This window comes from Stutzerimonas frequens, assembly GCF_024448335.1.
Taxonomy (GTDB): Bacteria; Pseudomonadota; Gammaproteobacteria; order Pseudomonadales; family Pseudomonadaceae; genus Stutzerimonas; species Stutzerimonas frequens.
The window spans coordinates 189,680-199,605 of the sequence record NZ_JAMOHM010000002.1 but is presented as its reverse complement, the minus strand read 5'-3'; the positions used below and the strand labels follow the sequence as shown (position 1 = coordinate 199,605).

At 63.2% G+C, this 9,926-nt stretch carries 13 protein-coding genes; 11 read left to right on the top strand and 2 right to left on the bottom strand.

The features are described from left to right. Nucleotides 1-2: 2 nt before the first annotated feature. Together NAO55_RS03695 and NAO55_RS03690 are read left to right on the top strand one after the other, a co-directional pair. Nucleotides 3-416 carry a DUF2802 domain-containing protein gene (locus NAO55_RS03695; RefSeq protein ID WP_063539833.1) on the top strand — a complete coding sequence of 138 codons (414 nt, stop codon included), beginning with the start codon at nt 3-5 and terminating at the stop codon, nt 414-416. A 130-nt stretch (nt 417-546) separates the two neighbouring features. Next, nucleotides 547-990 (top strand): rhodanese-like domain-containing protein, encoded by a 444-nt coding sequence (locus NAO55_RS03690; RefSeq protein WP_102840207.1) that lies wholly within the window; start codon nt 547-549, stop codon nt 988-990. Here the strand turns inward: NAO55_RS03690 and NAO55_RS03685 are convergent. Next, a complete protein-coding gene (locus NAO55_RS03685) occupies nt 971-1,303 on the bottom strand; it encodes an EscU/YscU/HrcU family type III secretion system export apparatus switch protein (protein WP_102840208.1) in 333 nt (110 codons plus the stop codon). The genes NAO55_RS03690 and NAO55_RS03685 overlap by 20 nt on opposite strands. Continuing rightward, nucleotides 1,300-2,829, bottom strand: a complete 1,530-nt coding sequence (gene fliK / locus NAO55_RS03680; RefSeq protein ID WP_102840209.1) for a flagellar hook-length control protein FliK — start codon at nt 2,827-2,829, stop codon at nt 1,300-1,302. Before fliK ends, NAO55_RS03685 begins: the two co-directional genes overlap by 4 nt. A gap of 135 nt (nt 2,830-2,964) precedes the next feature. On the opposite strand from fliK, the gene ccmA reads away from it, so the two are divergent. The 9 genes from ccmA to ccmI all read left to right on the top strand — a co-directional run bounded on the left by ccmA (nt 2,965) and on the right by ccmI (nt 9,922). After that, the gene (ccmA, locus tag NAO55_RS03675) at nt 2,965-3,600 is read left to right on the top strand and encodes a cytochrome c biogenesis heme-transporting ATPase CcmA (RefSeq protein ID WP_063539829.1); all 636 of its coding nucleotides are present in this window, start codon (nt 2,965-2,967) and stop codon (nt 3,598-3,600) included. Then, the gene (gene ccmB / locus NAO55_RS03670) at nt 3,597-4,268 is read left to right on the top strand and encodes a heme exporter protein CcmB (protein ID WP_063539828.1); all 672 of its coding nucleotides are present in this window, start codon (nt 3,597-3,599) and stop codon (nt 4,266-4,268) included. Before ccmA ends, ccmB begins: the two co-directional genes overlap by 4 nt. Before the next feature lie 90 nt (nt 4,269-4,358). Then, nucleotides 4,359-5,114, top strand: coding sequence for a heme ABC transporter permease (locus NAO55_RS03665; protein WP_102840210.1), 756 nt, complete (start codon nt 4,359-4,361; stop codon nt 5,112-5,114). Beyond that, nucleotides 5,111-5,287, top strand: coding sequence for a heme exporter protein CcmD (gene ccmD / locus NAO55_RS03660; protein ID WP_063539826.1), 177 nt, complete (start codon nt 5,111-5,113; stop codon nt 5,285-5,287). Before NAO55_RS03665 ends, ccmD begins: the two co-directional genes overlap by 4 nt. Beyond that, the gene (ccmE, locus tag NAO55_RS03655; protein WP_063539825.1) at nt 5,284-5,751 is read left to right on the top strand and encodes a cytochrome c maturation protein CcmE; all 468 of its coding nucleotides are present in this window, start codon (nt 5,284-5,286) and stop codon (nt 5,749-5,751) included. Before ccmD ends, ccmE begins: the two co-directional genes overlap by 4 nt. Beyond that, nucleotides 5,748-7,721, top strand: a complete 1,974-nt coding sequence (locus tag NAO55_RS03650) for a heme lyase CcmF/NrfE family subunit (protein WP_102840211.1) — start codon at nt 5,748-5,750, stop codon at nt 7,719-7,721. Before ccmE ends, NAO55_RS03650 begins: the two co-directional genes overlap by 4 nt. Before the next feature lies 1 nt (nt 7,722). Continuing rightward, the gene (locus NAO55_RS03645) at nt 7,723-8,253 is read left to right on the top strand and encodes a DsbE family thiol:disulfide interchange protein (protein ID WP_063539823.1); all 531 of its coding nucleotides are present in this window, start codon (nt 7,723-7,725) and stop codon (nt 8,251-8,253) included. Further along, the gene (locus NAO55_RS03640) at nt 8,250-8,723 is read left to right on the top strand and encodes a cytochrome c-type biogenesis protein (protein ID WP_102840212.1); all 474 of its coding nucleotides are present in this window, start codon (nt 8,250-8,252) and stop codon (nt 8,721-8,723) included. Before NAO55_RS03645 ends, NAO55_RS03640 begins: the two co-directional genes overlap by 4 nt. Beyond that, a complete protein-coding gene (ccmI, locus tag NAO55_RS03635; RefSeq protein WP_102840213.1) occupies nt 8,720-9,922 on the top strand; it encodes a c-type cytochrome biogenesis protein CcmI in 1,203 nt (400 codons plus the stop codon). Before NAO55_RS03640 ends, ccmI begins: the two co-directional genes overlap by 4 nt. Nucleotides 9,923-9,926 lie beyond the last annotated feature (4 nt).

The following is a 9,926-nucleotide window of genomic DNA, read 5'->3' as shown; positions in this document are numbered from 1 at the left end:
ACATGCTGATCGCGTCGCTGGTCGCATCGCTGATCGCGCTGGCATTCTGCTGTCTGGGCCTGCTGGGGTTCTGCCTTTGGCTGCTCAAGCGACAGCGGTTGCTGGCTGAGCAGCAGCGCCAGCGTGACGCGGCGCGGGACAAGCGCATCAAGGAGCTGAGCAATCGTCTGGATGCCTATCTCGAAGGCAACATGCGCATTGGTGACGAGCTGCGTGAGCTGGCGCGCGTCGTTGCGCCGTTGCCGGACAAGCTCAACCAGCTGGAACTGCGTGATCCCAACAATTTTTCCTTCTCTCAGGCCGCCAAGCTGGTCGGCATGGGGGCAAGCATCGATGATCTCACCCAATCCTGCGGTCTCTCCCAGTCCGAGGCCGAGCTGATGAGCAAGCTGCATCAGGCGCGTCAAAAACCCTGAGCTGGCGCACATCGCCCATCGGTTCCTCCCGGGTGATCGGAACCTCCTCCAGCCACTGCATTCCAACTCGTATCGGCCTGGTCCGACCAGGCAGGGTGCGGTTCCGTTTTTCGGAACGAGGAGGGCGGTGATGCGCTGCGTGCTCGTTTTTCTATTGTTGATGGCCTCCCTGGGCACGGTTCACGCCGTTGAAGCACCGGACGAAGTGGATGGCGCCATGACCATCAATGTCTTCCAGGCCAAGCGCTTGCACGAACTGGGTGCGGTGTTCATCGACGTGCGCTCGGATCGCGAGTGGCTATGGGGCCATGTGGAGGGGGCGGTGCACTTCGAGCTGGCCAGCGATTTCGTTAGCTTGGCAGGCCCCGAATGGCCGCGGGAGCTGCCTCTGGTCATCTACTGCGACAGTGAGATCTGCCCCCGCAGTGCGGAAGCCGCACGCATGGCCGTCGCCTGGGGCTATCAGCGTGTTTTCTATTTTCGAGCCGGCTACTTTGCCTGGCAGCTGCACGACCTGCCTCAGGTGACCGGCGAGGACCGAGCAGCCGTTGTGCTCAACGCCCAGGCCCACTGAGCAGTGGCGGCGTCTGGGTCGTGTCATTGACCGGTTCGCGGAAACCAGGTGGGCACTTACCCTTCAGGTACCAGGCGAAGGCGATGATCTCGGCGATGGTGCGATAGAGCGCCTCGGGGATTTCGTCGCCCAGTTCCAGTTTCGCAAGCAGGCGCACCAGATCGGCGTTTTCGTAGATCGGTACCTCGTGTTCGCGCGCGATGGCCAGAATGGCCTCGGCCAGTTCATCGTCGCCCTTGGCCGTAAGGCTCGGGGCGTTGATGCCATCGTAGCTGAGCGCTATGGCCTGGCGCGGCGGTTGCTTGTCGGTCATGCAGTTTCATCCACGAAGCGCTGTTCGAGTGTGGTACTTGGCCCTTGCGGCGGCACGCCCTGACGGCAAGTCAGCTCGCCCACGCTCAATCCCGCGGCTTGCAAGCGTTCGCGTAAGTGCGTGAGTTCGGTAGCGATCAGCTGTGCGGTGGCGCTGCGTTCGGCCCAGAGCTGGCTCGCCAGGGTGCCGCGCATCAGCTGTGCCTGAACCTGCAGCGGGCCCAGCGGCGCGATATCGAATGCCAGTTCGATCTTCCAAACTGCCTCGCCGCGTTCTTTCTCCTGCCGTCTTGGCGGGTCTTCGCGCTGCAGCTTGATTTGCAACGGCACGAAGTCCCGGCCGTCACGCATCGGCAGTTCCAGTTGCCACGTCGTGAGCAGGGCACCGTCTGGCCCGACCTGTGTTTGCGCCAGGCTGGAAAGCTGGTGCGTTTGCAGTCTCGAGACTGCTGCCGCGGCAAGCTTGAGCAGCAGCTCCAGGTCGGCTTCCTCTTCCATGCCCGGTGGAAGCTTGCTGGGCAGGGGGAAGCCGATCGCGAGCTGGCGGGTGCTGCCTTGGGTCAACGCGCCCAGGGCCTGGCGTGCGAACGCCGGCAGCACTTGTCCCATGGCGGCGCCGGCGTGGGCTCCAGTCAGCGGTGTGCTGCCAGGGAGACTCGGCATTTGCGCAAGCAGACGCAGTAGGGCAGCTTTGAGATCTCCCTGCAGGCCCTCGGTTTGTCCCGCCAGCAGTCGCGCCTCGAGAAAGACGCCACTCTTGGCCAGTGCCGCAGCCAGTGCCTTGGCATCGGTCAGCTGCTGCATGTCGGGAACCTGGCCAAGCAAGGCTTCGGCCGCGCCCTTCAGGCCGCCGGGCAGCGTGCCCGAGGCACCTTGCAGCGCCTTGAACAAACCTTCGAGCGAAGCCTGGCGCTGCTGCTGCGCGCTGAGCTGCTCGCCTAGATGCAGCTGATCGAGCCGGCCACTCAACGGCAAGAAGCTCAATGCCTGACTCCCCTTTACCTGGGCTGTCAGCAGGCTGCCTAGCGCCAGCGGGGTGCTCGATTCGATGTTCAGCTTCTGGCCGCTGAGTGGTGAGTTGAGCAGGCTGATCACCACCTTGAACAGCTTCTGTCCGTCGTCCAGCCGATGTTCGCTGCTGGCGACGACGCGGCCCTGGATCACACTGCCGACCGGCAACTGCTCGAGATCGAGCGAGGAGGCGGGTTGGCGTCCGGCTGCCTGTTGCGACGCCAGCAGGCGGGTGTCCGAGAGCGCGGTGATGACATAGGCCGCGCCGAGAGCTGGCGCCTTGTTGCTACTGACCTCGACAGTGGCCTGGCGTCCCCCGGTCATGGTCAGACGCAGCACCAGGCGAAAGGCCTGCGCTGCCTCCCTGATGCCGACCACCTCGGCCTCGGCCTGCTCGCCGGCTGCCAGCAGACCCTGCATCGGTTGCAGAAGCTTCAGTGCGAGCTCGCTGGAGGCTGCGCTCTGGCGTGGCATGCCGGCCTGGGGCAGAGCGGTGGTACTCTTGATCTCGGTCATCTTTCCTCAAATGCTCTTACAACCTTTCGTGCTTGCGGCCTTTGGCACTCAAGGTTGCCATGTATAATTCCGCCCGCCTGGCCTACCCACCTGAGTATAGCGGCCAGGCCTTTTTCATCTTGAGGTGTCGCCAGCGTGTCAACTCCCTTCCTCGAAGCTGTGGCGCTCGCCTGCGAGCGGGATTGGCGGCTGTTGTTCGACAAGCTCGATCTGCGCCTCGAGAACGGCGAAATGCTGCAGATTTCCGGCCCCAACGGTAGCGGCAAGACCAGCCTGCTGCGCCTGCTGTCCGGCCTCATGCAGCCCACCGCCGGCGAGGTCAGGCTCAAGGGGCTGCCACTCGACGCGCAACGTGGCGAGCTGGCCCGCAACCTGTTGTGGATCGGGCACGCTGCCGGCATCAAGGGCCTGCTTACCGCAGAAGAAAACCTGACCTGGCTGTGCGCGCTGCATCAACCGGCAAGTCGCGAAGCGATCTGGCAGGCGCTTGCTGCCGTAGGACTGCGCGGTTTCGAAGACGTGCCCTGCCACACCCTTTCGGCAGGGCAGCAGCGTCGTGTCGGGCTTGCGCGACTCTACCTTTCCCCGCCGCCGCTGTGGATTCTCGACGAGCCGTTCACGGCGCTTGACAAGCATGGTGTGGCGCAACTGGAGCGACACCTGGCGGCCCATTGCGAGCAGGGCGGACTGGTCGTGCTGACCACTCACCACAGTCTCACCGAGATGCCTGCTGGCTACCGTGAACTGGATCTGGGGCAGCGAGCCGCATGAGCAGCGTCTTCACGCTTCTGCTGGCTCGCGAGGCGCGCCTGCTGTTTCGTCGTCCGGCCGAGCTGGCCAATCCCCTGGTGTTCTTCGCAATCGTCATCGCGCTGTTTCCGCTGGCGGTCGGGCCCGAGACGCAACTGTTGCAAACGATTTCTCCGGGGCTGGTCTGGGTCGCCGCGCTTCTGGCCGTGCTGCTCTCGCTGGATGGCCTTTTTCGCAGTGACTTCGAGGATGGCTCGCTCGAGCAGTGGGTCGTTTCGCCGCACCCGCTTGCGCTTCTGGTGCTCGCCAAGGTGCTGGCACACTGGGCGTTTTCAGGTCTGGCGCTGGTCTTGTTGGCACCCTTGCTTGGGCTGATGCTGGGATTGCCGCTCGACACCATGCCGGTACTGTTGATCTCGCTGCTGCTGGGTACGCCCATTCTCAGCCTGCTCGGCGCGGTCGGTGCGGCCCTGACGGTGGGGCTCAAAAGAGGCGGGTTGCTGCTTGCTCTGCTCATTCTGCCGCTCTACATCCCCGTGCTGATTCTGGGCAGCGGCGCGTTGCAGGCCGCTTTGCAGGGGCTTCCGGCGGTCGGGCACCTGCTGTGGCTGGCCAGTCTGACCGCGTTGGCGGTTACTCTTACACCCTTTGCGATAGCCGCCGGGCTGAAGATCAGCGTTGGCGAGTAGCGGTACACCTGATGGCCGGCGCCTGTGCCCGGTCGACATAGCGAATGTCGAGGCCTGAGATCAGGCACTCGCAGAACGACGAGTCATCCGATGAACTGGACATGGTTTCACAAGCTGGGTTCACCCAAGTGGTTCTACGAGATCAGCGGGCGCTGGCTGCCCTGGCTGGGGTGGGCTGCGGTATTGCTGATCGGCGTCGGAACGGTCTGGGGGCTGGCGTTCGCACCGGAGGATTATCAGCAGGGCAATAGCTTCAGGATCATCTACATTCATGTTCCCGCAGCATTTCTGGCCCAGTCCATCTACGTGATGCTTGCCGTCGCCGGCGTGGTCGGGCTGGTCTGGAAGATGAAGCTCGCCGACGTTGCGCTGCAGCAGGCGGCCCCCATTGGCGCCTGGATGACCTTTATTGCACTGCTGACCGGCGCGGTCTGGGGCAAGCCGACCTGGGGCGCCTGGTGGGTCTGGGATGCACGACTCACCTCGATGCTGATTCTGCTGTTCCTGTACTTCGGTGTCATCGCGCTGGGCCAGGCGATCAGCAACCGCGACAGTGCTGCCAAGGCCTGCGCCGTGCTGGCGATCGTCGGCGTGGTGAACATCCCGATCATCAAGTACTCGGTCGAGTGGTGGAATACGCTTCATCAACCGGCCACCTTCAAGGTCACCGAGAAGCCTGCGATGCCGGTAGAGATGTGGCTGCCGTTGCTGATCATGGTGATCGGTTTCTACTGCTTCTTTGCCGCGGTTTTGCTCATGCGCATGCGCCTGGAAGTCCTTCGCCGTGAATCGCGTGCGAGCTGGGTGAAGACCGAGGTCAAGGCTCTGGTGGGAAACAACTCGTGAACTTTTCGTCCTTCGCCGAATTCATCGCCATGGGCAATCATGGCGTGTATGTCTGGACTTCCTACGGCATAAGCCTGGCGGTCCTGATTCTCAATGTCGTGCTGCCGGCCCTCTCGCGCCGGCGCTATCTGCAAGATGAGGCGCGTCGTTTGCGCCGGGAGGAGTCGAAGTGAATCCGGTGCGCAAGAAGCGTCTTTTCATCGTCCTGGCGATTCTCGCCGGTGTCGGTATTGCCGTGGCGCTGGCGTTGTCCGCTCTGCAGCAGAACATCAACCTGTTCTACACACCGACCCAGATCGCGGCGGGAGAGGCGCCGGAAGGCACTCGTATTCGCGCCGGCGGGCTGGTCGAGGAAGGCTCGGTACAGCGCACCAACGATTCACTCAGCGTATCGTTCCGAGTGACCGACGGAGTGGAGACGGTGACCATCAGCTATCAGGGCATCCTCCCCGATCTGTTCCGCGAAGGACAGGGCATCGTCGCATTGGGCCGGGTCAATGCCGATGGTGTCCTGGTCGCCGATGAGGTGCTGGCCAAGCACGACGAAAATTACATGCCGCCCGAAGTGACCCAGGCGCTGGAGCAGAGCGGCATGATGAAACACTACGAAGGCGGCAAGAAGGAGTACGCGAAATGATTCCCGAGCTCGGCCACCTGGCGATGATTCTTGCGCTGTGCCTGGCGGTCGTGCAGGCGACGCTGCCACTGATCGGTGCCTGGCGGGGTGACCGGCAGTGGATGGGGCTTGCGCAGCCGGCGGCCTGGGGGCAATTCGCGTTTCTCGCATTCGCCTTCATCTGCCTGACCTATGCCTTCATGGTCGATGATTTCTCGGTCGCCTATGTCGCTCAGAACTCGAATAGTGCGCTGCCCTGGTACTACAAGTTCAGCGCGGTCTGGGGCGCCCACGAAGGCTCGTTGCTGCTCTGGGCATTAATCCTGGCCGGCTGGACCTTCGCCGTGTCGATCTTCTCCCGCCAGCTGCCGGAAGACATGCTCGCCCGGGTGCTTGGTGTAATGGGGCTGATCAGCATCGGCTTTCTGTTGTTCCTGATCGTCACGTCCAACCCGTTCGAGCGGCTGCTGCCGCAATCGCCGATGGACGGTCGGGATCTCAACCCGCTGCTGCAGGACTTCGGTCTGATCGTCCATCCGCCGATGCTGTACATGGGCTATGTCGGCTTTTCCGTGGCATTCGCGTTCGCCATCGCCGCGCTGCTGGGCGGGCGGCTCGACGCCGCCTGGGCGCGCTGGTCGCGTCCCTGGACCCTGGTGGCCTGGGCCTTCCTCGGGCTGGGTATCGCGTTGGGGTCCTGGTGGGCGTACTACGAGCTGGGCTGGGGTGGCTGGTGGTTCTGGGATCCGGTGGAAAACGCCTCCTTCATGCCGTGGCTGGTCGGCACCGCGCTGATCCACTCGCTGGCAGTCACCGAGAAGCGCGGCGTATTCAAGAGCTGGACGGTGCTGCTGGCCATTGCCGCGTTCTCCCTGAGTCTGCTCGGCACCTTCCTGGTCCGCTCCGGCGTGCTGACATCGGTACATGCATTCGCTACCGATCCGGAGCGCGGCGTATTCATTCTGGTTTTCCTGCTAATGGTCGTGGGGGGTTCCCTGACCCTGTTCGCCATGCGCGCCCCGGTGGTCAAGAGCCAGGTCGGTTTCGGCCTTTGGTCCCGGGAAACGCTGCTGTTGGTGAACAACCTGCTGCTGGTCGTTGCGACCGCCATGATTCTCCTGGGCACGCTGTATCCGCTGCTGCTCGACGCGCTGTCCGGCGCCAAGCTTTCGGTCGGCCCGCCGTACTTCAACGCGATGTTCGTTCCGTTGGTGGCGGCGCTGATGTTGGCCCTGGCCGTAGGTATCCTCGTCCGTTGGAAAGACACCCCATTCAAGTGGCTGCTCGGCATGCTCACGCCGGTGTTGATCGCCAGCGTGATCCTCGGCGGCCTGGGTTCGCTGTTGTTCGGCGATTTCAATTGGGCGGTACTGGCGGTGTGTCTGCTTGGGGCCTGGGTGGTACTGGCCAGTGTTCGCGATCTGCTCGACAAGACCCGTCACAAGGGGCTGGTCAAGGGCATGCGCAGTCTGTCGCCGAGCTATTGGGGCATGCACCTGGCGCATATTGGCCTGGTCGTCTGTGCCATCGGTGTTGTGTTGACCAGCCACCAGAGCGCTGAGCGGGATCTGCGGCTGGCGCCCGGCGAATCGCTGGAGCTGGGTGGCTATCGGTTCGTCTTCGAAGGCGCCGTGCATCATGAGGGGCCGAATTTCACTTCGGACAAGGCGACTATCCGTGTGCTCGATGGCGACAAGCAGGTTGCCACGCTGCATCCCGAGAAACGTCTCTATACCGTGCAGCAGATGCCGATGACCGAGGCGGGCATCGATGCCGGCTTCACCCGTGACCTCTATGTGGCGCTGGGTGAGCCATTGGATGGCGGCGCCTGGGCGGTACGGGTGCATATCAAGCCGTTCGTGCGCTGGATCTGGCTCGGCGGTCTGATGATGGCGTTCGGCGGTGTGCTGGCAGCCAGCGACCGCCGCTATCGAGTGAAGGTCAAGACCCGGGTGCGCGAAGCCCTCGGCATGGCGGCACAAGGAGCCTGATGTGAAAAGACTGTTGATGCTGCTGCCACTGGTGGTCTTTCTGATCATCGCGGTGTTTCTCTATCGCGGCTTGTTTCTCGATCCGTCGGAGCTGCCTTCGGCGTTGATCGGCAAGCCGGTACCTTCGTTCTCGCTTCCTTCGGTGGAGGATGAGCAGCGTCTGATCAGCCAGGACGACCTCAAGGGCAAGCCGGCGTTGCTCAACGTGTGGGCGACCTGGTGCGTCGCGTGCAAGGTCGAGCACCCTGTGCTCAACCGTCTCGCAGCGCAGGGCGTGGTGATCCATGGCGTCAACTACAAGGACGACAACGCGGCGGCGCAGAAGTGGCTGAACGAGTTCCACGACCCCTATCAACTGAACATTCGCGACGAGCAGGGCAGCCTGGGGCTGGACCTGGGCGTCTACGGCGCGCCGGAGACTTTCCTGATCGACAAGCAGGGTGTCATTCGCCACAAGTTCGTAGGGGTCATCGACGATCAGGTCTGGCGTGAGCAGCTGGCGGCGCTCTATCAGGAGCTGGTGGACGAATGAAACGACTGATCCACGCCGCGCTTCTCGGGCTTGCGCTGGTGACCAGTGCGCAGGGCGCAATCGATACCTATGAGTTTCGTGACGAGGCCGAGCGCGAGCGTTATCGCACCCTGACCGAAGAGCTGCGCTGCCCGAAGTGCCAGAACCAGAACATCGCTGACTCGAACGCACCCATTGCCATGGACCTGCGCCAGGAAATCTTCCGCATGCTCGAAGAGGGGCAGAGCAACGAGCAGATCGTGGATTACCTGGTCGAGCGCTATGGCGATTTCGTTCGATACAAGCCGCCGATGAATGCGAAGACCATGCTGCTCTGGTATGGGCCCGTCGCGCTGCTGGTGCTGGGTTTTGGCGTACTGGCGGTCATTCTGGTTCGTCGTCGCCGGTTCGAGAACGCCCCCGCATCGCACACTCTCTCCGAGACAGAACGCGAACGTCTCGCCAAGCTGTTGGATAAAAAAGAACCATGATCGATTTCTGGATTGCCGCCGCCGGCTTGCTGCTGGTGGCGCTGGCCTTTCTCCTGCTTCCGATTCTGCGCGGCCGCCGTGCCCAGGCAGAAGAAGACCGCACCGCGCTCAATGTGGCGTTGTATGAGGAGCGCATGGCAGAGCTCACCGCCCAGCACGAGGCCGGCACGTTGAGTGCCGAGCAGCTGGAGGCGGGGCGAGCGGATGCCGCTCGTGAGTTGCTTGAGGATACCGAAGAGAGCGGTGCACCGCGCACCGCCAGGCTTGGTCGCAGCGTCCCGTTGGTCGCGGCGCTTCTGGTGCCGCTGATGGGCTATGGCCTATACCTGCATTGGGGCGCCAGCGACAAGGTGCAGCTGGCGCGACAGTTCAGCGAGCAGCCGCGCACCGTCGAGGAAATGACCGCACGCCTCGAACAGGCAGTGAAGGCGCAGCCGGACTCGGCCGAGGCCTGGTACTTCCTTGGCCGCACCTACATGAACCAGGAGCGTCCAGCGGATGCGGCGAAGGCTTTTGCCCAGGTTGTCGAGCTTGCCGGGCGTCAGCCGGAGCTGCTCGGTCAGTGGGCGCAGGCGTTGTATTTCGCGCGGGATCGGCAATGGACTCCTGACCTGCAGGCGCTGACCGACGAAGCGCTGCGGGGAGATCCTCAGGAGGTAACCAGCCTTGGGCTACTCGGAATTGCGGCGTTCGAAGAGGCGCGTTATGCCGATGCGGTACGCTTCTGGGAGCAGCTGGTCGCTGCGCTTCCGGAGAACGATCCGTCGCGGGAGGCGATTCGGGGAGGAATCAACCGCGCTCGTGAGCAGCTTGGTGAACCTGCCGAAACGGCGTCACAGCCTGAGGTAGCGGGCATCACGCTGCAGGTCGAGGTCCAGCTCGATCCTGAGGTGGCCAAGGCTGTTTCGCCGCAGGACAGCGTATTCGTTTTCGCACGTGCCGTCGCCGGCCCGCCTGCTCCACTCGCGGCCAAGCGCCTGACGGTCGCCGATCTACCGACGTCGATCAGCCTGAGCGATGCCGATGCGATGATCCCGTCCCTGAAGATATCCAGTGTCGAGCAGGTGGTGCTGATGGCCAGGATTTCCAGCACAGGTGATGCAACCAAAGGCGAGTGGATGGGTCGAAGCGTGGCGCTCGACACCAAGGGTGACGAGCGGAGCGTACGACTCGTCATCGATCGTGCCGACACTCCCTGACGCC

Bases quoted from the DNA above. Each gene is read 5' to 3' on its own strand.
- ccmI (WP_102840213.1), top strand. From the start codon at position 8,720: ATGATCGATTTCTGGATTGCCGCCGCCGGCTTGCTGCTGGTGGCGCTG.
- ccmB (WP_063539828.1), top strand. From the start codon at position 3,597: ATGAGCAGCGTCTTCACGCTTCTGCTGGCTCGCGAGGCGCGCCTGCTG.
- NAO55_RS03695 (WP_063539833.1), top strand. From the start codon at position 3: ATGCTGATCGCGTCGCTGGTCGCATCGCTGATCGCGCTGGCATTCTGC.
- NAO55_RS03640 (WP_102840212.1), top strand. From the start codon at position 8,250: ATGAAACGACTGATCCACGCCGCGCTTCTCGGGCTTGCGCTGGTGACC.
- NAO55_RS03665 (WP_102840210.1), top strand. From the start codon at position 4,359: ATGAACTGGACATGGTTTCACAAGCTGGGTTCACCCAAGTGGTTCTAC.
- NAO55_RS03690 (WP_102840207.1), top strand. From the start codon at position 547: ATGCGCTGCGTGCTCGTTTTTCTATTGTTGATGGCCTCCCTGGGCACG.
- NAO55_RS03650 (WP_102840211.1), top strand. From the start codon at position 5,748: ATGATTCCCGAGCTCGGCCACCTGGCGATGATTCTTGCGCTGTGCCTG.
- NAO55_RS03685 (WP_102840208.1), bottom strand. From the start codon at position 1,303: ATGACCGACAAGCAACCGCCGCGCCAGGCCATAGCGCTCAGCTACGAT.
- fliK (WP_102840209.1), bottom strand. From the start codon at position 2,829: ATGACCGAGATCAAGAGTACCACCGCTCTGCCCCAGGCCGGCATGCCA.